This is a genomic window from Teichococcus oryzae (genome assembly GCF_008386565.1).
GTDB lineage: Bacteria > Pseudomonadota > Alphaproteobacteria > Acetobacterales > Acetobacteraceae > Pseudoroseomonas > Pseudoroseomonas oryzae.
Window position 1 is genome coordinate 150,298 of record NZ_VUKA01000005.1, and the last position, 20,967, is coordinate 171,264.

The 20,967-nt window shown below is 68.8% G+C and carries 19 protein-coding genes; 17 read left to right on the plus strand and 2 right to left on the minus strand.

What is annotated here, in order from left to right; genetic code table 11:
* Window positions 1-27 precede the first annotated feature (27 nt).
* The 13 genes from F0Q34_RS12490 (at window position 28) to F0Q34_RS12550 (ending at window position 11,728) form a co-directional block, all read left to right on the plus strand.
* Window positions 28-1,362, plus strand: coding sequence for an NAD(P)/FAD-dependent oxidoreductase (locus F0Q34_RS12490; protein WP_149812553.1), 1,335 nt, complete (start codon window positions 28-30; stop codon window positions 1,360-1,362).
* A complete protein-coding gene (locus tag F0Q34_RS12495) occupies window positions 1,362-2,504 on the plus strand; it encodes a M24 family metallopeptidase (protein ID WP_149812554.1) in 1,143 nt (380 codons plus the stop codon). The genes F0Q34_RS12490 and F0Q34_RS12495 overlap by 1 nt, the downstream gene beginning before the upstream one ends.
* A gap of 2 nt (window positions 2,505-2,506) precedes the next feature.
* On the plus strand, window positions 2,507-2,890 hold the full coding sequence (locus F0Q34_RS12500; protein ID WP_149812555.1) for a RidA family protein: 384 nt from the start codon (window positions 2,507-2,509) through the stop codon (window positions 2,888-2,890).
* A 1-nt stretch (window position 2,891) separates the two neighbouring features.
* Window positions 2,892-4,142: an NAD(P)/FAD-dependent oxidoreductase gene (locus F0Q34_RS12505; protein ID WP_149812556.1), complete on the plus strand. Its 1,251-nt coding sequence runs from the start codon at window positions 2,892-2,894 to the stop codon at window positions 4,140-4,142.
* 35 nt (window positions 4,143-4,177) lie between these two features.
* Window positions 4,178-5,254, plus strand: coding sequence for an ABC transporter substrate-binding protein (locus F0Q34_RS12510; protein WP_149812557.1), 1,077 nt, complete (start codon window positions 4,178-4,180; stop codon window positions 5,252-5,254).
* Window positions 5,251-6,321 carry an ABC transporter ATP-binding protein gene (locus tag F0Q34_RS12515; RefSeq protein ID WP_149812558.1) on the plus strand — a complete coding sequence of 357 codons (1,071 nt, stop codon included), beginning with the start codon at window positions 5,251-5,253 and terminating at the stop codon, window positions 6,319-6,321. Before F0Q34_RS12510 ends, F0Q34_RS12515 begins: the two co-directional genes overlap by 4 nt.
* A 4-nt stretch (window positions 6,322-6,325) precedes the next feature.
* The gene (locus tag F0Q34_RS12520) at window positions 6,326-7,168 is read left to right on the plus strand and encodes an ABC transporter permease (RefSeq protein ID WP_149812559.1); all 843 of its coding nucleotides are present in this window, start codon (window positions 6,326-6,328) and stop codon (window positions 7,166-7,168) included.
* Window positions 7,165-7,971, plus strand: coding sequence for an ABC transporter permease (locus F0Q34_RS12525; RefSeq protein WP_149812560.1), 807 nt, complete (start codon window positions 7,165-7,167; stop codon window positions 7,969-7,971). The genes F0Q34_RS12520 and F0Q34_RS12525 overlap by 4 nt, the downstream gene beginning before the upstream one ends.
* Window positions 7,972-8,354: 383 nt before the next feature.
* A complete protein-coding gene (locus F0Q34_RS12530; RefSeq protein WP_149812561.1) occupies window positions 8,355-8,801 on the plus strand; it encodes a curli assembly protein CsgF in 447 nt (148 codons plus the stop codon).
* A gap of 11 nt (window positions 8,802-8,812) precedes the next feature.
* On the plus strand, window positions 8,813-9,748 hold the full coding sequence (locus F0Q34_RS12535; protein WP_149812562.1) for a CsgG/HfaB family protein: 936 nt from the start codon (window positions 8,813-8,815) through the stop codon (window positions 9,746-9,748).
* A 150-nt stretch (window positions 9,749-9,898) separates the two neighbouring features.
* On the plus strand, window positions 9,899-10,615 hold the full coding sequence (locus F0Q34_RS12540; protein WP_149812563.1) for a hypothetical protein: 717 nt from the start codon (window positions 9,899-9,901) through the stop codon (window positions 10,613-10,615).
* A 119-nt stretch (window positions 10,616-10,734) separates the two neighbouring features.
* On the plus strand, window positions 10,735-11,100 hold the full coding sequence (locus F0Q34_RS12545; protein ID WP_161600866.1) for a hypothetical protein: 366 nt from the start codon (window positions 10,735-10,737) through the stop codon (window positions 11,098-11,100).
* Window positions 11,090-11,728: a hypothetical protein gene (locus tag F0Q34_RS12550; protein ID WP_149812565.1), complete on the plus strand. Its 639-nt coding sequence runs from the start codon at window positions 11,090-11,092 to the stop codon at window positions 11,726-11,728. The genes F0Q34_RS12545 and F0Q34_RS12550 overlap by 11 nt, the downstream gene beginning before the upstream one ends.
* Before the next feature lie 134 nt (window positions 11,729-11,862).
* On the opposite strand, the gene F0Q34_RS12555 is transcribed toward F0Q34_RS12550, so the two are convergent.
* Together F0Q34_RS12555 and F0Q34_RS12560 are read right to left on the minus strand one after the other, a co-directional pair.
* Entirely contained in the window at window positions 11,863-12,801 is a 939-nt protein-coding gene (locus tag F0Q34_RS12555) for a hypothetical protein (protein WP_149812566.1), read from the minus strand.
* A gap of 385 nt (window positions 12,802-13,186) precedes the next feature.
* Window positions 13,187-13,918 carry a TetR/AcrR family transcriptional regulator C-terminal domain-containing protein gene (locus F0Q34_RS12560; protein ID WP_161600867.1) on the minus strand — a complete coding sequence of 244 codons (732 nt, stop codon included), beginning with the start codon at window positions 13,916-13,918 and terminating at the stop codon, window positions 13,187-13,189.
* A gap of 173 nt (window positions 13,919-14,091) precedes the next feature.
* Here F0Q34_RS12560 and F0Q34_RS12565 point away from each other — a divergent pair, with 173 nt between their 5' ends.
* From F0Q34_RS12565 to F0Q34_RS12580, 4 genes are all read left to right on the plus strand, one after another.
* On the plus strand, window positions 14,092-15,474 hold the full coding sequence (locus F0Q34_RS12565; protein WP_149812568.1) for an aminotransferase family protein: 1,383 nt from the start codon (window positions 14,092-14,094) through the stop codon (window positions 15,472-15,474).
* A gap of 25 nt (window positions 15,475-15,499) precedes the next feature.
* The gene (locus tag F0Q34_RS12570; protein WP_149812569.1) at window positions 15,500-17,092 is read left to right on the plus strand and encodes an ABC transporter substrate-binding protein; all 1,593 of its coding nucleotides are present in this window, start codon (window positions 15,500-15,502) and stop codon (window positions 17,090-17,092) included.
* Complete coding sequence (locus tag F0Q34_RS12575; protein ID WP_241665462.1) at window positions 17,089-19,269, plus strand: N,N-dimethylformamidase beta subunit family domain-containing protein; 2,181 nt, start codon at window positions 17,089-17,091, stop codon at window positions 19,267-19,269. Before F0Q34_RS12570 ends, F0Q34_RS12575 begins: the two co-directional genes overlap by 4 nt.
* Window positions 19,270-19,369: 100 nt before the next feature.
* Window positions 19,370-20,965, plus strand: a complete 1,596-nt coding sequence (locus F0Q34_RS12580; RefSeq protein ID WP_149812570.1) for an ABC transporter substrate-binding protein — start codon at window positions 19,370-19,372, stop codon at window positions 20,963-20,965.
* Window positions 20,966-20,967: the final 2 nt, after the last annotated feature.

Genomic DNA, 20,967 nt, shown 5'->3' on the forward strand with positions numbered 1-20,967 from the left:
GACGCATGCCAGAGTTCCGGCGTGAGCATGAAACCAGACCTTTTCACCCCCGATTTCGTTGAGCGGCCTTATTGGTGGGAGCTGGCCCCGCCGCCGCCCGCCGGCAGCCCGCAGCCCCTGCCCGGGACGGCCGATGTCGTGATCATCGGCGGCGGCATCGCCGGGCTGTCCACCGCCATCGAGCTGGGCCGGAGCGGGGTGAAAGCCCTGGTCCTGGACCGCGAGGCGATCGGCTGGGGCGCCTCCTCCCGCAATGGCGGGGCGCTGTCGGGGGCGGGCAGCCTCGGGCGCGCCCGCTCGGACCTGCACACCCTCGACGCCAGGCTGCTGGAGGAGATGGTTGAGGAGGCCGAAAGCTCCTTCGACGAGTTCGAGACATTTCTTCAGCGCGAAGGCGTGGAATGCTTCTTCCGCAGGACCGGCCGCTTCGTCGGCGCGCATGCGCCCAAGGCGCTGGACACGCTGAAGCGGCGCGCGGAGATGCTGAACCGCACCGGCCGCGACACCGCGACCATCCTGGAGCGGGGCCGCGTCCATGAGGAAGTGGCCACCGACCTTTACCATGGCGGGCTGCTGATCGAGCGCGCGGGGTCGCTCCATCCGGGGCTTTACGTCCAGGGGCTGGCCAAGGCGGCCGCCAGGCTGGGGGCCGGGCTGCGCGGCGGCGTCACCGTGACCGGGCTGGAAAAGGACGGCGCCCGGCACCGCGTCCGCACCAGCCTCGGCGAGGTGTCGGCGGGGCAGGTCATGGTCGCCACCAATGGCTACACGGCGGAGGCGACGCCCTGGCACCGCCGCCGCCTGGTGCCCGTCGCCAGCTACATGATCGCGACCGAGCCGCTGGGCGAGGAGCGCGTGCGCGCCCTGCTGCCCCGGTTGCGCGTTTATGGCGACACCAAGAAGGTGCTCTACTATTTCCGCCCTTCGCCGGATTTCACCCGCATCCTGTTCGGTGGCCGCGCCAGCTTCCTCGATGCCGACGCCACCCGCTCCGCGGCGCGGCTGCACGGCTTCCTGACCGGGCTGATGCCGGACCTGGCGGGCATGCGCGTGACCCATGGCTGGAAGGGCAATGTCGCCTTCGCTTTCGACTACATGCCGCATGTGGGCCAGCAGGATGGCGTCCATTACGCGCTGGGCTGCAATGGCAGCGGCGTCGTCACCATGACGCATCTCGGGCGCTGCGCGGCGCGGCAGATGCTAGGCGCCGCCAACCGCGCTTCCGCCTTTTCCCGCATGCCCTTCCCGACCATGCCCGGCTATTCCGGCCGGCCCTGGTTCCTGCCCCTGGTGGGCGCTTCCTACCAGCTCCGGGACCGGATGGATGGCTGGCGCTCCGCCCCCGCCAAGGCGCGGCCGTGATGGACAACACGCCCTTCCCCACCAAGGAATACGCCGACCGGCTCGCCGCGCTGCGGCACCGCATGGAGGCCGCCGGCATCGGCGTCGCCCTGCTCGACGAGATCGAGGCGATGACCTGGCTGTCGGGCTATGGCAGCTCGCTCAACCGCTGGCGCTGCGTCGTGGTGCCGCTGGATGCCGAGCCCTTCTTCCTGATCCGCGCCCTCGACGCCGCGCCATGCCGGCAGCGCACCTGGATCAAGGACATCCCGACCTATCGCGACTGGGAGGACCCGATGCCGGTTCTCGCCGCCGCCCTGGCCGAAAGGGGCCTGTCGCGGGCGAGGCTTGGCCTCGACTTCAATTCCTATGCCATGTCGGTCCATCGCTTCGGGCAGTTGCGCGCCGCGCTGCCGGGGATGGAGCTGGTGGATATGGGGCCGATGGTGAACGAGCTGCGCCTCATCAAGTCGCCCGCCGAGATCGGGCTGCTGCGCCGCTGCTCGGCGGTCGCCGACGAGGCACTGCGCCGCGCCGCCGCCGCCTGCGTCCCCGGCGGCACGCAGCGCGACGCAGCCCGCATCGCCGTCTCGGCCTATGTGGAGCTCGGCGCCGATCCGAGCCCGCCCGGCCCGATCAGCGCCGGAACCGGCTGGGACTTCCTGCACGGCCATCTCAGCGACGTGCCGCTTTCCGCCGGCGACGTGGTGCATATCGAGCTGACGCCGCGCATCGCCGGCTACAGCGCCCGCATCATGCGCTGCGTCAGCCTCGGCCGGCCGGCGGCCAGCTTGGCGGCAGCGGCGGACACGCTGGTCGCGCTGCAGGACGAGCAGATCGCCGCGCTGCGGCCCGGCGCGGTCGCCGCCGATGTGGATGCCATCCTGCGGGACGGCGTGATCCGCACCGGCCTGCGGCCCGCCTATGACAACATCACCGGCTACACGCTGGGGCTTTACGCGCCGCAAACGCCGCGCACCAGCGACTTCACCCGCATTCTGCATCCCGGCGCCGGGTGGAAGGTCGAGGCCGGCATGGTCTTCCACATCTATGCCTCGGCCGGCGGCGCCTCGATCAGCGAAACCGTGCTGGTGCGGGAAGACGGGCCCGAGCGCCTGACCCGCTTTCCCCGCGGCCTCATCATCAACGACATCGGAGACTGAGCATGTTCGAAGCCGTCAAGACCGGCCTGGTTCCTTCCAAGGGGCCGATTTCCGGCGTGGTGCGCAAGGGGCCGCTCGTCCTCACCGCGCAGATCCCGAAGGACCCCGTCACCGGCGAGATCGTCCAGGGCGACATCACGGTGCAGACCCGCCGCACGCTGGACAACCTCCGGATCGCCATGGAAGGGGCGGGCGGTTCGCTCGCCGATGTCATGATGGTGCAGGTGTTCCTGGTGGACGGCGCCGACGCGCCCGCCATGAACGCGGTGTGGCGCGACGTGTTCACCGAGCCCTTCCCCTGCCGCGCGACCGTGGTGGTCAAGGAATTGCTGGCGCCCGGCATGCGCATCGAGATGATCGCCACGGCGCATCTGGGAGCCGCGTGACATGGCGGCGGAGGCGCCCTCCGGCGTTATCGTGGTGGGCGGCGGCGTGGCGGGGCTGTCCGCCGCGCTGAACCTGCTGCGGATGGGGCAGTCCGTCACGCTGATCGACCCCCTGCCTTCCCCGGGCGGCGCCTCCTTCGGCAATGCGGGCCTGCTGTCGGCCGACACGGTGGTGCCGATCGCCCTGCCGGGCATGCTGCGCAAGGTGCCGGGCTGGCTGAACGATCCGCTCGGCCCGCTGTCCATCCGCCCCGCCTACATGCCCAAGGCCGCGCCCTGGCTGATGAAATGGGTGCGCTCGGGCCGGATGGAGCGGGTCCGCGAGGTCGCAAAGGCGATGCGCGCCCTGCATGTGAACGCCTTCCACGACTGGAAGGAATTGCTGGGGGACGCGGCCTATCGCGACCTGATCCGGCAATCCGGCCAGGTGCAGATGTGGGATTCCACCACCGAAACCGCGACCGGCCGGATCGAGCGTGGCCTGCGCGAGGAACATGGCATCCGCAGCGAGGAACTGGGCGCCGACGACCTCCGGCAGATGTTCCCGGGCCTGGCGCGGGATGTGGTGCGCGGCGTCTTCATCCCCGGCAATGGCCACACGGTGAGCCCGCCCCGCCTCCTCCGCACCATGGCCGGGATGTTCCGGGCCGAGGGCGGGACCGTGCTCCCCGAGCGGGTGCTGAAGCTGATCCCCGAGGAAGGGCGTGGCTGGCTGGTCTTCACCAATGTGGGCAACCACCGGGCGGAGAAGGTCGTCCTGGCCGGCGGCGCCTGGTCGAACCAGCTGCTGGCGCCGCTGGGCGTGCGGGTGCCGCTGGAAACCGAGCGCGGCTACCACGCCATGCTGCCCGCCCCCTCCATCTCCCTGCGCCTGCCCATCCTGCAGAAGAGCCGCAATTTCGGGATGACGCCGATGGAGGAGGGCATCCGCGTCGCCGGCACGGTGGAGATCGCCGGGCTGGAGGCCGCGCCCGACGAAAGGCGCGCCAAGGTGCTGCACGAGCAGGCGCGGCGCCTGTTCCCGGACCTGCGCACCGAGGAGCCGAGGCTGTGGATGGGCCACCGGCCCTCGACGCCGGACAGCCTGCCCGTTCTCGGGCCGGCGCCGGGGCATCGCGGCCTGTTCCTTTGCTTCGGCCACAGCCATTTCGGCATGACCGGCGGGCCGCCCAGCGGCAAGCTCGTGGCGCAGCTCGCCGCCGGACGGCCGACGGCCATTGATCCCGCGCCCTATTCGGCGACCCGCTTCTGACCGTCAACGCCGCGAAACCTGACAGGAGTTCCGACATGCGAAACGACAGGTTGACCCTTTCACCCTCCAGGCGCCGCTTCCTCATGCTGGGCGGCGCGGCCCTGGCCGCCCCCTATGTCATCGCCGGACCGGCCAGGGCCGCCGGGCAGGTGATCGTCCGCACGCCGGGCGGCGCCTATGACGACATCATGCGCCGCCATGTTTATGAGCCGTTCACCAAGGAAACCGGCATCACCGTGATGCCCGTGGCGGCCACCGTGTCCAAGCTGCTGGCCATGTTCCGCGCCAACAATGTGGAGCTGGACCTGATCGACACCGGTGACGGCCCGCTGGTGACGCTGGGCCGCATGGGTGCCTTGGCGCCGATCGACTATGGCAGCTGGAAGTGGAGCAAGCCCGAGGATGTCGGCGCGGATTACCGCCACGACACCCGCGTCGCCAATTTCGTGTATTCCACCGTGCTGGCCTACAACAAGACCAGGTTCCCCGAAGGGCAACACCCCAGGAGCTGGGCCGATTTCTGGGACGCGGGCAAGTTCCCCGGGCCGCGCATGCTGGCCGACATGGCATCCGGCCAGCCGGATCTGGAGATCGCGCTGCTCGCGGATGGCGTGCCGCGCGACAAGATCTACCCGATCGACATCGACCGCGCCTTCAAGTCGCTCAGCCGCATCCGCCCGCAGATCCGCAAGTTCTGGGACACCGGCGCGCTGTCGGCGCAGATGCTGTCCGACCAGGAGGTGGTGATGGGCTCCATCTGGAACGGCCGCCTGCAGACCCTGATCGACAAGGGCGCGCCCCTCGGCTTCGACTGGAACGAGAACATGATCCAGGTCCAGGCGCTCAGCGTGTTCAAGGGCTCTCCCAACCAGGCCAATGCCCAGAAGCTGATCGACTTCATGATGCAGCCCGAGGTGCAGGCCAAATACTCGATGGACCTGCAATACGGCCCCACCAACCAGAAGGCCTTCGGCCACGTCCCGGCCGAGCATCTGACGCGCATGCCGGGCGGCCCCAATTCCAAGCAGATCGGCTTCATGCGGGATGTGAGCTGGTGGGAATCGAACCGCGAGCGGGTCAACCGCCAGTGGTCGCGCTGGATTCTCGGATGAGCACATCCACTTCCCAGGGTGTCCGCCTGGAGGCGGTCAGCAAGACCTATGGTTCGGAAACGGTGGTCAGGGACATTTCCCTGACCATTCCGCAAGGCGAGTTCTTCACGCTGCTTGGGCCATCGGGCAGCGGCAAGACCACGACGCTGTCGATGATCGCGGGCTTCACGCTGCCGGATGGCGGCCGCATCCATATCGACGGCAAGGACGCGACGCGCGCGCCGCCGCGCGACCGCGGCCTCGGCATGGTGTTCCAGAACTACGCCATCTTCCCGCATCTGGACGTGTTCGGGAACGTCGCCTTTCCGCTGAACGTGCGCAAGGTGCCGAAGCCGGAAGTCGCGAAGCGCGTGGCCGGGGCGCTGGAGATGGTGAAGCTCACCAGCTTCGAGAAGCGCTTCGCGCGGGAGCTTTCGGGTGGCCAGCAGCAGCGTGTCGCGCTGGCGCGCGCCATTGTCGGCCATCCCCCCGTGGTGCTGATGGACGAGCCGCTCGGCGCCCTCGACAAGAACCTGCGCTACCACATGCAGGTGGAGATCAAAGAAATCTCCCGCCGCCTGGGCATGACCGTGATCTATGTCACGCATGACCAGGAGGAGGCGCTGACCATGTCGGACCGCATCGCCATCATGAACCGCGGCAGCATCGCCCAGATAGGCCCGCCGCGGGAGGTGTATGAGCGCCCTGGCAGCGCCTTTGTCGCCCGCTTCCTGGGCGAGGCGAACCTGATTGCGGCGAAGCGCGAGGGCGGCGCGCTGCGCGGCGCCGGCGGCGCCTGGTTCGAGGTGGCGTCCGACCGGCCGCAGGCCGCCGGGGGGCAGGTCTTCGTGCGGCCGGAAAAGGTGTCCATCCTGCCGGAGGGGGGCGCGCCATCGGCCAACCAGATCGCGGGAACGGTGCGGCACACGGCCTTTCTTGGCAATGTGGTGCGCTACGAGGTGACGCTGCCCGACGGGCAGATCGTGCTGTGCGACGCCACCAACGCGTCCGGCACCGTGCTGCGCCAGCCGGGGGAGGCGGTCCGCCTCGGCTGGCAGAGGGCCGACGCCCTGCTTCTGGAGGCGTGAGCCGATGCCGCTACGCCTCGCCGCGAAATGGGCGCTGATCGCGCCCGCCCTGGCGCTCCTGCTTCTGTTGTTCATCACCCCCATCGGCTGGTTCATCTGGGAATCCCTCACCGAGCTCGGCAGCCTGGAGGAGGTGTGGCTCGAAACCCAGGCCGTGCTGGGCTCGCGGGCCATCCTGGGCGCCATCCTCAACACCAACGGCATCGCCCTGACGGTGACCGTGATGGTCCTCGTCATCGGCTATCCCCTGTCCTACGCGCTGTCGCGGGCCAGGGGGCTTGCCTTCTCCCTGGTGCTGCTCTGCATCGTCATTCCTTATTTCACCAGCGTCATCGTGCGCACCTATGCCTGGATGGTGATCCTCGGGCGCAACGGGCTGATCAACCAGATCCTGCTCGGCCTCGGCTTCGTGTCGGAGCCGGTGGACCTGCTCTACAACCGCACCGGCGTCATCATCGGCATGACCTATGTGCTGCTGCCCTACATGGTGCTGACGCTCTATGCCGCCATGAAGGCGGTGGACCAGAGGCTGCTGCAGGCGGCGGAGGGCATGGGTGCGAAGCCCATGGCGGTGTTCGCCAAGGTGTTCCTGCCGCTCACCCTGCATGGCGTCACGGCGGGCTCGCTGATCGTCTTCATCCTGGCGCTGGGCTTCTTCATCACGCCGGCGCTGATGGGCGGGCCGGGCGACATCATGATGGCCATGCTGATCGAGCGCGAGATCGAGCTGTCGCACAACTGGCCGGTCGCCGCGCTGATGACCATCGTGCTGCTGGGCATCACCCTGGCGCTCTATGCTCTCTATGGCCGCGTCTCGGACAAGGCCGAGGGAGGCTTCGCCCGATGATCGGACCGACGCTCCGCACCGCGGCCCTGCAACTCCTCGTCGTGCTGCTGTGCACGGCGATGCTGGCGCCGATCATCATCGTCGTCATCGCCTCCTTCAGCGGCGACGGTTACCTGAAGTTCCCGCCCGACACGCTGTCGCTCCGCTGGTATGTCCGCTTCCTGGGCGATCCGCGCTGGCTGGCCTCGCTGTGGAACTCCTTCCTGATCGCGGCCATGACCTGCGTGCTGTCCACGGTGCTCGGCTTCCTCGCCGCCTATGCCATGGCGCGCGGCACCTTCAGCATCCGCAAGACCATCACCGCGCTGCTGCTGATGCCGCTCATCGTGCCGCATGTGGTGACGGCCATCGCGCTGTACTTCCTTTCCGCGCGCTTCGGGCTCATTGGATTCAAGCCCTGGATCGCGGTCGCGCACAGCGTGGTGGCCCTGCCCATCGTGCTGGTCATCCTGCAATCGGCGCTGAAGGTGGTGGACCCCAATCTGGAGCGCGCGGCCATGATCTTCGGCTGCACGCGCATGGGGGTGTTCCGGCGGGTGGTGCTGCCGCTGGTGCTGCCGGGCGTGGTTTCGGCCATGCTCTTCTCCTTCCTCACCTCCTTCGACGAGCTGGTCATCTCGCTGTTCCTGGCCGGCATCCGCGCCGAAACGCTGCCGGTGCGGATCTGGAACAGCCTGCTGCTGGAGGTGGAGCCCACCATCGCCGCCGTCAGCAGCCTGCTGATCGCGGTGACCTGCGCCGCGCTCCTGGTGGAATGGGGGGTGCGCCGCGCGCGGGAACGCACCCTGGCCACGCGGAACTGAGGACCCCGCCGGGAAGCAGGATCTCCGCCGGATCACGGCGGCAAGCTTCCCGGCCGCCGCGCCCTTTCCCCATGCGAAGCCAGGCTGCCGGCGCGGCCGTTCCGCCAGCCGCCGAGGCCCCGCCTGCCTCCCAGCCCGAAAAGCCGCTTGCCGCCGGATTCCCCTGACGGAGCGGGGCGCGCCCTGGCGCTGCCGGGCGGGACCCTGAAAATGGCTTCAACCGAAAGCGCAACAATTACAGCGCGATAACGAACATCAACCAAAGGTGAGAAGTCCTACAGCAAACTTATGCAACTTTCGGATTGCCAGCCCCGGTTGCATCCGTTTTAAGTCTTCCTCAGCGATTCGTCTAAAAAACATCAACCAGTCCAGGGAAAGAGCTGATGAGGATCCTGCTTGTGGCCGCCGCCATGGCCGTCTGCCTTCCGCTCCAGGCAGGAGCGCGTGACCTCGTCTACCAGCCGGTGAACCCCGCCTTTGGCGGCAACCCGCTGAATGGCAGCTATCTGCTCGGCCTCGCGGGGGCCAACAACTTCCGTTACACGGAAAGCCCGGAAGCCAAGAAGGAGAGGGCGCAGCAGGACGCGCTCTTTGGCGGCACCGATCCCGCGGCGCAGTTCGAGCGGCAGATCACCTCCAGCCTGCTGAGCCAGATCGCGGCAACCGTCGGGCAGCAGATCCTGGGCGAGAACGCGCGCGACAGCGGCACCTTCAGCGTCGGCGGCACCAGCGTGCAGTTCAACCGCATCGGCGGCCAGATCAACATCGACATCACGGAAGCCACCACCGGCGGCCGCACCAACATCCAGATTCCCGTGCCGCAGTACTGAGGCCCGCCGCAATGTCGCTCCGCACCGCCCTCGCCCTGTCCGCCGCCCTTCTCGCCCTCGCCGGCTGCGGCACCGCCCCCGCCAGCATGATGGCCGAACGGCCCAGCCTGGGCGCCCGCCCGCATTCCACCAGCGAACTCCGCGCCCTGCCCGCCCCGCGCAACAGGCTGGATGTCGCCGTGTTCAACTTCCAGGACCAGACCGGCCAGCACCGCCCCAACGAGAATTTCGCGGAATATTCCTTCGCGGTGACGCAGGGCGGCGCCAGCATCCTGATCAACGCCCTCAAGGAAGCGGGTGGCCCGGATCGCTGGTTCAACGTGCTGGAGCGCAACCGCCTGGCGGACCTGCTGCAGGAACGCCAGATCATCCGTGCCAACCGGTCCGAGCATCCCGGGCCGGATGGCCAGCGCCTGCCGCCCGTGGCGCCCCTGCGCAATGCCGGCGTCATGCTGACGGGCGGGATCATCGGCTATGACAGCAATGTCCTGACCGGCGGCGTCGGCGCCAGCTTCCTGGGCATCGGCGGCAGCACCGATTACCGGCGCGACAACGTGTCCATCTATCTCCGCGCCGTGAGCATCGCCACGGGCGAGGTGCTGGTCAGCGTCACCGCCGACAAGACCATCTATTCCGTCGGGCTGCAGGGCATGGCCAACCGCTATGTCGGCTGGAACAAGCTGCTGCAGATCGAGGCTGGCGTCACCACCAACGAGCCGCGCCAGCTCGCCGTCCGCCAGGCCATCGAGAAGGCGGTCCACGCCATGGTCCTGGAAGGCGCCGAGAAGGGCTACTGGGCCTTCGCCGACGAGGCGCGTGGCCAGGCCGTCATCCAGGAATACCTGGAAACGCGCGACGGAGAGGTTCCGGCACTGGCAGCCGCCGTGGCACCGCAGAGCGGGCCCGGCAGTGCCAGTGACGGCACGCGCCCCACGGGGCGCTTATGAGAAACCGGCCATGGCGGGCTGCAACCCGCCATGGCCGGGGGACGCGTCGCGGCGGGAGGATGCCCCTCCGACCGCGATGGATTTCCGGAGGCGGCAACCGCAGCCCCCGGGGTGCCTAGGCAGCAACCCACATCCATTCAGAGAAATAGCATGCGCAAGCTCCTCCTCGCTACCGTCGCGACCTTCGCCCTGTCCGGCGCGGCTTTCGCCTCCGACAACAGCTCGGCCTTCATCGAGCAGGTCGGCGGCTACAACAACACGGCCACCCAGGAACAACAGAACGCCAGCTTCTTCGGCATCAGCCTCAGCCACTCCAACAGCGCCTCGGCACGCCAGCTGCACTCGGACAACTCCGCGATCAGCCAGACGCAGAGCGGCTCGTTCCAGGATGCAAACGCGAAGCAGGAGGCATCCAGCCACTCCTACATCACCCAGACGCAGTCCGTTCGCAGCAACACGGCCGACGCGTCGCAGAACAATGTGCGCTACGGCACGATCAGGCAGGAGCAGAAGGGCGGCCGTGACAATGAGGCCTGGGCGAGCCAGTCCCACAGCAACAACGTGACCATCGAGCAGAAGCAGGACGGCGGCGACAACCGGGCCGGCGCGCAGCAGTCCTGGACCAGCTACAGCACCATCATCCAGCACCAGAAGGGCGACTCCAATCAGGCCGATGCCGTTCAGGCGAACGTCGAGGGGAGCCTGATCCAGCAAATTCAGCACAACTCCAAGAACGTTGCCTACGCCAGCCAGACTGCTAACGGCTCGTACAACACGGTTCTCCAGACGCAGTACGGCTACAACAACACCGCGACCGCCCTGCAGGTCGGCGGCACGAACAACCGCGCGGTGCAGAACCAGCGCTGACGCTGATGGGGCCGCACCTCCAGCGGCCCCGGCTTTCCTCAGGGGCGGCAGCCATGCCGCCCCTGAGGTCCATTCCGGCCCGCCCTGGCATCCTGGCCGGCGCATCTCGGGGGACCATCATGCGCAAGCTTCTCGCTCTGCTCGCTTCTTTCACGGCCGTGCCGGCCGCTGCCCAGGACAGCCTCGTCACCACCGAGCAGGTTTCGCAACAGCGCCTGCTGGCCCGCGGCGGCGGCCATATCGCGGAAATCATCCAGGAAGGCTCCGGCAACCTCGCCGAGACGATTCAGTCCGGCACCGGAAACCGCGCCACGATCCGGCAGGACGGCGCCGGCAATTCCGCCGCCATCCGCCAGTCCGGCCACGGGCTTCGCGCCGATGCGGCGCAATCGGGCGGCGTGCCCGGCATCGCCATCACCCAGTCCGGCCGTGCCGGCTCGATTCAGGTCCAGCAATTCGGGCGGGGAGGCGCCGGTGCGCGCTGATCCCGCCATTGTCTTCCTCATGGTGGCCCTGGCGACAGCGCCGGTTCTGGCGCAGCCATCGCTGCCCGGGCAGCCCGGCGTTCCCGCCGTGGCCTGTGGGCCATCGAACAACGGCCCGGCCTGCCAATCCCTGCGACAGGCCGTGCCGGGCGGCGCCATTCCGGGCCTGGTCGCGCCCCGCCTGGCCGAGCCGCCGCCGTTGCGCCCGGTGATCCCGCGCGGGGCGGATGTTTCGCCGCAGCGCATCATGCCGCCCCGGGTCGCCATGCTGCTGCGGGACCGCCGTATCGACCCGCTGACCCGGGCCTATCTGGAGGATCTTGTCGGCAAGAGCCGCGCCAGCTGGACGGTGCAGGATCTGCAAACGGCCAGCCTGCTGCTGCCGACCTTGAGCGAACTGGGCCTGCCGCCGGCACTGCTGGGGGAAATCTATGTCGCGCTGGGCCTCGACCCGGCCAGCGTTTTCGAGCCGCAGCTGGGGATGGACTGGCAGGCGAGTTCCACCGCGCTCGATCCCCGGCGCCGCCAGCCGCCCGGCGCCCGTTGCGTGCGGCTGCAGACCAGGGCCGCGGCCGACCCCGCCAGTGTCAGGATCCAGGATCTTCTGGACTGCAACGCGGACGGCTAGGCCAGGGGCCAAACCCCGCCGCCATGCCTATGCTAATGCCGCCCGCCCCGGATCGGGGCAGGCGGCTTTCTGTTTTCAGTGCTGCATGACGTGGCGCAGGCCTTCGGATGAAGGCCTGGCCCTGCCGCCGCGGATCAGCCGATCAGGTCGTCCGAGCGGCCTTCATTGAAGCCGAAGCTGATGTAATGCGCCGTCGCCGCATCCAGGTTGCCGGCGAAGGCCTGCTGCAGATCGGCATATTTCGAAAGATAGGCGGCCGCGTCGAACGAATCCCGCGCGCGCCCTTCATTGAAGCCATTGGTGATGAAGTGGACGGTGCCGCTCGCGTAATCGGCGCCGAAGGCCTGGATCAGGTCATCATGGGAGGCGATGTATTCCAGGCCGTTGAAGCTGTTGACGGGCCGGCCTTCGAAACGGCCGCTCTGGATGTAGTGGGTGGAGCCGGCATTCGAATTCGCGCCGAAGGCCTGGATCAGGTCGTCATTGCTGGCGATATAGGTGAAGCTGTCGAAGGTGACGCTGCGGCCCTCGACAACGCCGGTGCGGACGTAATGGTTGATGCCGGCGCCGACATTGACGCCGAGCGCGTCGGAAAGGTCGGCATAGCTCGCGATATAGGCCAGCGGGTCGAAGCCGGCGGCGGCGCGGCCTTCGGCGGCGCCGATCTCGGCATAATGCCACGCCCCGATCGCGGAATTGTCGCGGAAGGCGAGAGCCAGATCGGGATGCGTCGCGGTGTAGCGCTGCGGGCTGAAGGCCGGCACCGAGACCGGGATCTGCGCGTCGCTGAAATCGAGGCGCTCAACATTCACCAGGTAGTCATAGGTGCCGGTCTGGAGGTCATCGACCACCACCACGCCACCAACGGTTGTGACATTGTACCGGCTGCTCGCGCCGTCGAAGAAGGCGATGTCGAAGCCCGGACCACCATCGATGAAGTCGAAGCCCCCGCCCCCATAGACGATCTCATTGCCGGCGCCGGCGTAAACGTCGTCATTTCCGGCTGTTCCGCGAAGGGTGCCGCCAGCCGCGCCAAAGATCTGCGAGGAAGCCGGTTGATAGGGGCGTGCCATGGGCGAGGTCCTGTTTTGATGCGCTGCCTTGCGAGAAGGCAACCAAGGCTATCAAATTTCATCACTTGTGCGAATCAACTGACAGTTATGTCCCTTGGTCCCCTTCCATCCGAATTTGCTTTGTTTTTCTGAAATTCTCCAGGGCGAAAAAACGGGCCGGGCACCTTATCATTCCGGCTCCCCAAGAAAAACCCGGGCGGCTGCGCCGCCGCGGCGATGCCTCCCGCATCCATGGAGGCGTTGCCCGCCCCTCCCGGCCCGCCGGAAGGGGGCGGGAATCGGGCATCTTCCCTTCGCGCACCGGGATGGCCCCATGCGCCTGCCCCGCTCCGGCTCGCGGGAGACCCCCCTCCCCGCCGGAGCAGGCTTCCGGCGGCCGGGAGGGTCAGTCCCGCGCCGGCGCGGGCAGGGATGCCTCCAGCCCGGCGATGATGCAGTTCACGAAAATCTCGAAGCTGCTGTCCATCGGCGCGCTGGCGCCATTCTGCCAGCGCAGGATAAAGGCGCGGTTCGCCAGGCGAGGCAGCAGCCGCACCAGATGCGGATAGCGCGCGGCATCGGCCCGCGCCAGGTTGGCCTGGATGCCGGCCTGCCAGGATGCCAGATCCTCCGTCGGCATGCGGGCCAGTTCCTGCGTCACGAAGCCCACCAGCGCCGCCTGGATGGCGTTGTAGGTTTCGCAAAGCCGCTCCTCCGGCACGCCCGCCTCCGCCAGCACGGACAGCACGGCCTCGACCAGCGCGAGGTCCGGCCGCAGGTTCGAGACGGCGTCGGCGCCGATCAGCGGCGCCGTGTTGGGATGCCGCCGCACCGCGTCGCGGAACCGGGTGAACAGGCTGCGCAGCCAGTCCTGCCAGGGCTGGCCGGGAATGCGCGGCGGCACGCTGTCCTGCAGCACCAGGGCGATCACCTCCGCCACCACGGCGTCGCGGTTGCCGACATGCCACACGATCACGCTGGCATTGACGCCGAGCGACCGGGCCAGCCCGCGCAGGCTGAAGGCGGCCAGCCCCTTGCCGTCGATCTCGGCCAGGGCGGCGGCCAGGATCGCTTCCCGGCTGAGCCCCACGGCGACCGGCGCGGCGCGGGCGCGGGACGGCGCGGATTGGCGTGACACTATCGTTCCTGGCCTTCCGACATTCCCGGGCATGGCGACCTCATATCAACGCCGCCTTCCGCGAGGAAGCCTCTTGCGCAGCGCTCAAGAGTGCGTTCAACTCGATGCAGCCGGGCCGTATGCGCGACGAACGCCCATGGTCAAACAACAGGATGGGGAATGGGGGGCTTTCGATGGATGGCGCGCGGGGTTCTTCCGGTATCGGCTTCGGCCTCCAGGCTTTCACGCGCCCGCCCGGCGCGTCGCCCCTGCCGCGCATCGCGCGGGGCGAGGGCATCTGGCTGATCGACACCGAGGGCAACCGCTATCTCGACGCTTCCTCCGGGCCGGTCGCCAGCAATCTCGGCCATGGCCATCCCCGCATCCTGGCCGCGATGGAGGCGCAGGCGCGACAGGCGGTGTTCGCCTATCCCAGCCAGTTCGAAAGCGCGGCCAACCTGGAATTCGCCGAACGCCTCGCCCGCCTCGCCGGGCCGGGCTTCGACCGCGCCTTTATCGTGTCCGGCGGGTCGGAAGCGGTGGAAAGCGCCATCAAATTCGCCCGGCAGCATGCTGTCGTCACCGGGCAGGCTTCGCGCTGGAAGGTGATCGGCCGGCAGCCCGGCTATCATGGCAATACGCTCGGCGCCCTCGCCGTGTCGGGCGACGAGCACGCGCATGAGATCTTCGGGCCGCTGATGCGCGCGGTGCCGCGCGTGCCCGCGCCGCTGGGCTACCGCCTGCCGCCCAATCACACGGTTGAAAGCCATGCGCGTGCCTGCGCCGCCGCGCTGGAGGAGGCGATCCTGCGCGAAGGGCCGGACACGGTGCTGGCCTTCATCATGGAGCCGGTGGGCGGCCTCGCGACCGGCGCGCTGGTGGCGCCGGATTCCTATTACGAGGCGGTGCGGCAGATCTGCACGCGCCATGGCGTGAAGCTGATCTTCGACGAGGTGATGAGTGGCGCCGGGCGCACCGGCCGCTTCCTGGCGGCCGATCACTGGCCGGCCGCGCGGCCCGACATCGCCGTGCTGGCCAAGGGATTGTCCGCCGGCTACGCGCCGCTCGGCGCCGCGCTGGTGTCGGAGGAGATGGTCCGGGTGGTGGCCGCGGCGGGCGGGTTCATGCATGGCTTCACCTACAACGCGCATGTGATGAGCTGCGCGGTCGGCGCCGCCGTGCTGCGGGAGGTCGAGGAAGCCGACCTGGTGGGCAACGCCGCCCGGATGGGCGATCTGCTGCGCCAGCGGCTGGAAGCCCTGGCCGCGAAGAGCCCCCTGATCGGCGACATCCGCGGCAAGGGGCTGCTGATGGCCGTGGAGCTGGTCGCCGACAAGCAAAGCAAGCAGATGATCCCGCTGGAGAAGGTGGCGCCGGAGCGGGTGAAGCAGCTCGCGCTGCGGCACGGGCTGGCGCTTTATTGCCGCCGCACCTCGCGCGGGGCTTATGGCGACTGGCTGATGCTGTCTCCGCCATTGACCATCACGCCAGATGAGATCGACATCCTTGCGGAACGGCTTGGCGCCGTTCTGGATGACTATGCGTCCGAATTGCGGGCCGAAGGCGTACTCCGCTAGTCCCGCGCAGACAGGGGAACAGGCTATGCGTCAGAAGATCACGCGCCGCGGCGCGCTCCTGCTCGGGGGCGCGGCGCTCGCGGCGCCGTCCCTTTCGCGCGCCCAGCGCGCCGATCCGCGCATCCTGCGCTTCGTGCCGCAGGCCGCGCTGTCCATCACCGATCCGGTGGCCTCCCTCGCCGGCGTCGCGGTGAACCACAGCTTCTACGTCTATGACACGCTCTACGGTATGGATGCCAAGATGCGGGTCAAGCCGCAGATGGCCGAGGGCCACAGCGTGTCCGATGATGGCCTGACCTGGACCATCCGCCTGCGGGAAGGCCTGTTCTTCCATGACGGGGAGCCGGTGCGCTCGCGCGATTGCGCCGCCAGCCTGCGCCGCTGGTGCAGCCGCGACACCTTCGGCCGCACCCTGGGCAATGCCGTGGCCGAATGGCAGACGCCGGATGACCGCACCCTGGTGATCCGCCTGTCCCGCCCCTTCCCCCTGCTGCTGGACGCCCTGGCCAAGCCCGGCACCAGCCCCGCCTTCATCATGCCGGAGCGCATCGGCAACACGGAAGCCACCAAGCCCTTCACCGAGGTCATCGGCTCCGGCCCCTATCGCTTCGCGGCCGATGAATTCGTCCCCGGCAGCCGCGCCGCCTACCGGAAGTTCGACCGCTACGTTCCCCGGCAGGAAGCGCCGGAATGGACCTCCGGCGGCAAGGTGGTGCATTTCGAGCGCGTCGAATGGATCATGATGCCCGACCAGGCGACCGCCGCCGCCGCCCTTCAGGCCGGCGAGGTGGATTGGTGGGAACAGGTCGGCGCCGATCTGATTCCCGTGCTGCGCCGCAGCCGCGACATCACCATCGCGAATGGCGACCCGGCCGGCTATATGGGCGTGCTGCGCTTCAACCATCTGCATCCGCCCTTCAACAATCCGAAGGCGCGGCAGGCCGTGCTCGCCGCCATCCACCAGCCCGACTTCATGGGCGCGGTGACCAACAGCGACGAGACAGCCTACAATGTCTGTCATTCCTTCTTTCCCTGCACCACGCCCTATGGCCGCGCTTCCTCGCCCGATCCGATGGCGGAGGCGAATCTGGACCGCGCCCGCGCCCTGCTGAAGGAAAGCGGCTATGCGGGGGAGAAGGTGGTTCTTCTCAACCCCTCGGACTTCGCCTCCATCGCGCCCTTCGGGCTGATCGCGCACGACCTGCTGACCCGCATCGGCTTCAACACCGAGCTGGTTTCGACGGATTGGGGCAGCGTCCTCGGCCGCATCGTGCAGCGCAAGCCGCCCTCCGAGGGCGGGTGGAACATCTTCCCGGTCTGGTGGAGCGGCATGGGCATCGTCACCCCCAGCCAGAACGCGCTGATCCGCGGCCAGGGCGAGGGCGGCTGGACCGGCTGGTATGAAAGCAAGGAAATGGAAGCCATGAATGCGCGCTGGCTTTCCGTGGCCACGGAGGAGGAGCGCATGCGGATCGGCGACGAGATGCAGCAGCTCGCCTTCCGCGACGTGCCGACCGTGCCGCTGGGGCAGTTCTTCATCCGCACCGCCTACCGCAAGTCGCTCACCGGCATGCTGGAAGGGCCGCGCCCCGTGCCCTGGAACCTGCGCCGGGCATGACGGGGATGCTGCCGCCCGTCACAGGCTATCTCGACCGCTTCTCCCGCCGCCCGGGCGAGAAGATCACCGCGCATGTCAGCCTGCGCCACCCCGGCCCCTGCCGCGCGCGGATTGTGCGGGTGGTTTCGGCCGACCCCAATCCGGCGGGGCCGGGCCTGGACCTGCGGCCCGTTCCGGAGGCTTTCGACCATCATTTCGACGGCCACCACCAGCCCGTGCGGCTGGGGTCCTGGGGGCTGGTGCAAGGCGGCCCGCGCCTGGAGGCCGGGCAGTCGCGCTGCTGGGCGGTTCTGGTGCAATTGCTGGCGGAACTGCCCGCCGCCACGGTGCTGGCCGCCGAGGGCGGGTCGGACAGCATCGTGATCCGCGCGGGCGCCGAGGGCGCCGAGGCCGAAATCACCCTTGGCACCACCACCACCCGCCTGCGCACGGACATGCCGCTGCGGCCGGCGGTGTGGTACCGCCTCTGGCTGTCGCATGATCCAGCCACGGGGCGGGTGGTGCTGGGCCAGGCGCCGCTGGGCGCGCCGGGCGCCGTGGCCGTCACGGCACAGGCTGCGGCGGGCGGGGCCGCGCCCATCACCGCCATCACCTTCGCCGCGCGGGATGCCTCGGCACCGCGCGACCACTTCACCGGCAAGGTCGAGGACCCGCTGGTGGCGGCGGCTTTTGTCGAATCCTGGCCCGATCCCCTCCACCTCGCCGCTCCGGCGGAAAGCCTGCGCGCCCGCTGGGATTTTTCGGACGGCATCACCACCGAGCAGGTCACCGATACCGGCCCGGATGCGCTGCATGGCAGCCTGATCAACCTTCCCACGCGCGGGGTGGTCGGCGCCGCCTGGACCGGCAACGAGACCTGCTGGCGCCACGCCCCCGCGGAATACGCCGCCATCCATTTCCATGCCGATAACCTCAGCGATTGCGGCTGGGCGCCCTCCTTCGCCTTCGACGTGCCGGAGGGGATGCGCAGCGGCGCCTATGCCTTCCATCTGACCTGCGAGGATGGCGAGGACTGGCTGCCCTTCTACATCCTGCCGCGCCGGGACGGGCCGCATGCCCCGGTGGCCTTCCTGGCCTCCACCTTCACCTACCAGGCCTATGCCAACCACGCGCGCGGCAATGCCGATGCCGCCTACAAGGAACGCGTCGCCGCCTGGGGCGCCTATCCGCACAACCCGGACGATGTTCCGGCCTTCAGCCATTCGACCTATAATCGCCATCCTGACAACAGCGGCATCTCGCTCTCCTCCCGGCTGCGGCCGATCCTGACGATGCGGCCGGGCTTCCTGACCTTCAACGACGCGAAGGGTTCCGGGCTGCGGCATTATCCCGCCGATTCCCACCTGCTCGCCTGGCTGGAAGCGCGCGGCATCGAATTCGACGTCGTCACCGACGAGGACCTCGACGACGAGGGCGAGGCGCTGCTGTCGCCCTACCGCACCGTCCTGACCGGTTCCCACCCGGAATACCACACCGGCCGGATGCTGGATGCGCTGACGGCTTATCGCGACCATGGCGGCAAGCTGTGCTACCTCGGCGGCAACGGCTTCTACTGGCGGATCGCGCGCGATCCCGCCCGCCCGCATGTCATCGAGATCCGCCGCGCCGAGGGCGGCATCCGCGCCTGGGCGGCGGAAGCGGGCGAATATTACCACCAGCTCGACGGCGCCTTGGGCGGGCTGTGGCGGCGCAACCGCCGGCCGCCCCAGGCGCTGGTGGGCCTCGGCTTCAGCGCACAGGGATTGTTCGAAGGCACCTTCTACCGCCGCCTGCCGGCCTCCGAGGACCCCCGTCATGCCTGGATCTTCGAGGGCGTGCCCGAGATCATCGGCGACTACGGCCTGTCTGGCGGCGGGGCGGCGGGGTTCGAGCTGGACCGCGCCGACCCGCGCCTCGGCACGCCGCCCGGCACCGTGATCCTGGCGCGGTCGGAACAGCCGCCGGCCTCCTTTGTCACGGTGCCCGAGGAACTGCTCTCCCATATCGCGACCGTGACGGGGGAGAGCCCGGAGGCGCTGAAGCGCGCGGAGATCATCATCTTCGACGTTCCGGGCGGCGGTTCAGTCTTTGCTGTCGGCTCCATCACATTCTGTGGCAGCCTGTGGAACGGAACCGCCTTCGATGGCCCCGTCTCCCGGATGCTGGAGAATGTGGTGCGCCGCTTCGCCGGGATCTGACAAGGGCCGGCGCCATCCGGGGGCCACGCTCCCTTCAGCTTCGGCGGGCCGGGCGCGTTCCATGGCGCCCGGCCCGCCAGGACCCAGAAAGTCGAGAAAGATGAAGTCCAGCACCTTCGGCCGCCGTGGCCTTCTGCAAGCTTCGGGGGCGCTGCTCCTGCCCCTGGCCGCGCCGAAGCTGGCGCGCGCCTCCACGCCGGCCACGCTGCGCTTCGTGCCGCAATCCAACCTTTCGACGCTGGACCCGGTCTTCACCACGGCGGCGGTGACGATCACGCATGGCTATTGCGTCTTCGACACCCTCTACGGCGTTGATGCCCAGATGCGCGCCAGGCCGCAGATGGCCGAAGGCGCCACGGTGTCCGAGGACAAGCTCACCTGGCTGATCCGCCTGCGCGAAGGGCTGCGCTTCCATGACGGGGAGCCGGTGCGCGCCCAGGATTGCGCGGCGAGCCTGACGCGCTGGAGCAAGCGGGACACCTTCGGCCAGACCCTCGGCGCCGCCGTGGAAGCCTTCGAGGCCGCCGATGACCGCACGATCCGCATCCGCCTGAAGCGCCCCTTCCCGCGCCTGCTGGACGCCATCGGCAAGCCGCATTCCTCACCCGCCTTCATCATGCCCGAGCGGCTGGCGATGACGGACCCGAGCAAGCCGGTGACGGAGATGATCGGCTCCGGCCCGTTCCGCTTCGTGGCGGACGAGTTCGTGTCCGGCAGCCGCGCCGTCTATGCCCGCTTCGCCGACTACAGGCCGCGCGACGGGGCGCCGGAATGGACCTCCGGCGGCAAGCAGGCGCATCTGGAGCGCATCGAATGGATCATCATGCCCGACCCCGCGACGGCGGCGGGCGCGCTCCAGGCCGGTGAGGTGGATTGGTGGGAACAGGCGCTGCCCGACCTGATCCCGACCCTGACGCGGCGGCGCGGCATCACCGTGCAGCGGCAGGACCCTTATGGCTTCATCGCCCACGCCCGCTTCAACCACCTGCAGCCGCCCTTCAACAATCCGAAGCTGCGCCGCGCCGTCCTCTCCGCCCTGCGGCAGGAGGATTACATGCGCTCGATCGTGGGCGAGGACCCCGAAGGCTGGCGCCAGTGCCGCGCCATGTTCCCCTGCGGCCTGCCGGACGTGACCGAGGCCGGGGTTCAGGACATGCCGGCCAGCCTGGACGCCGCCCGCGCGGCGGTGAAGAACAGCGGCTACAATGGCGAAACGGCGGTGATCCTGAACCCGGCCGATTACCCCTCCATCTCCCCGCATGGGCTGCTGACGGCGGATCTGCTGCGGCAGATCGGCATCAAGGTGGATCTGCAGGAAATGGACTGGGGCTCGGTGCTGCAGCGCCGCCTGTCGCGCGAGCCGGTGGAGAAGGGCGGCTGGAGCATCTACCACACCAACTGGCCCAGCGTGTCCATCGCCAACCCGGCGATGAACGCCACCATCCGTGGCCAGGGCAGCACCGGCTGGACCGGCTGGTATGAAAGCGCCGAGATGGAGCGCCTGACCCTGGAATGGCTGGACGCCGCGACGCCCGAGGATGGCCGCCGGCTGATGGACCAGATCCAGCGCGTGGCCTTCGATGACGTGCCCAGCCTGCCGCTCGGCCAGTATTTCTCCCGCACCGCCTACCGGGAGAATGTCACCGGCATCCTGCCGGGCTCCGCCGCCTTCTTCTGGAACGTCCGGAAGGGTTGAGC

Excerpts from the sequence above, each read along its gene's own strand:
- F0Q34_RS12575 (WP_241665462.1), top strand. The coding sequence starts at position 17,089 with ATGACGGGGATGCTGCCGCCCGTCACAGGCTATCTCGACCGCTTCTCC.
- F0Q34_RS12555 (WP_149812566.1), bottom strand. The coding sequence starts at position 12,801 with ATGGCACGCCCCTATCAACCGGCTTCCTCGCAGATCTTTGGCGCGGCT.
- F0Q34_RS12525 (WP_149812560.1), top strand. The coding sequence starts at position 7,165 with ATGATCGGACCGACGCTCCGCACCGCGGCCCTGCAACTCCTCGTCGTG.
- F0Q34_RS12520 (WP_149812559.1), top strand. The coding sequence starts at position 6,326 with ATGCCGCTACGCCTCGCCGCGAAATGGGCGCTGATCGCGCCCGCCCTG.
- F0Q34_RS12565 (WP_149812568.1), top strand. The coding sequence starts at position 14,092 with ATGGATGGCGCGCGGGGTTCTTCCGGTATCGGCTTCGGCCTCCAGGCT.
- F0Q34_RS12570 (WP_149812569.1), top strand. The coding sequence starts at position 15,500 with ATGCGTCAGAAGATCACGCGCCGCGGCGCGCTCCTGCTCGGGGGCGCG.
- F0Q34_RS12490 (WP_149812553.1), top strand. The coding sequence starts at position 28 with ATGAAACCAGACCTTTTCACCCCCGATTTCGTTGAGCGGCCTTATTGG.
- F0Q34_RS12505 (WP_149812556.1), top strand. The coding sequence starts at position 2,892 with ATGGCGGCGGAGGCGCCCTCCGGCGTTATCGTGGTGGGCGGCGGCGTG.
- F0Q34_RS12510 (WP_149812557.1), top strand. The coding sequence starts at position 4,178 with ATGCGAAACGACAGGTTGACCCTTTCACCCTCCAGGCGCCGCTTCCTC.
- F0Q34_RS12530 (WP_149812561.1), top strand. The coding sequence starts at position 8,355 with ATGAGGATCCTGCTTGTGGCCGCCGCCATGGCCGTCTGCCTTCCGCTC.
- F0Q34_RS12535 (WP_149812562.1), top strand. The coding sequence starts at position 8,813 with ATGTCGCTCCGCACCGCCCTCGCCCTGTCCGCCGCCCTTCTCGCCCTC.
- F0Q34_RS12540 (WP_149812563.1), top strand. The coding sequence starts at position 9,899 with ATGCGCAAGCTCCTCCTCGCTACCGTCGCGACCTTCGCCCTGTCCGGC.
- F0Q34_RS12580 (WP_149812570.1), top strand. The coding sequence starts at position 19,370 with ATGAAGTCCAGCACCTTCGGCCGCCGTGGCCTTCTGCAAGCTTCGGGG.
- F0Q34_RS12495 (WP_149812554.1), top strand. The coding sequence starts at position 1,362 with ATGGACAACACGCCCTTCCCCACCAAGGAATACGCCGACCGGCTCGCC.
- F0Q34_RS12500 (WP_149812555.1), top strand. The coding sequence starts at position 2,507 with ATGTTCGAAGCCGTCAAGACCGGCCTGGTTCCTTCCAAGGGGCCGATT.
- F0Q34_RS12545 (WP_161600866.1), top strand. The coding sequence starts at position 10,735 with ATGCGCAAGCTTCTCGCTCTGCTCGCTTCTTTCACGGCCGTGCCGGCC.
- F0Q34_RS12515 (WP_149812558.1), top strand. The coding sequence starts at position 5,251 with ATGAGCACATCCACTTCCCAGGGTGTCCGCCTGGAGGCGGTCAGCAAG.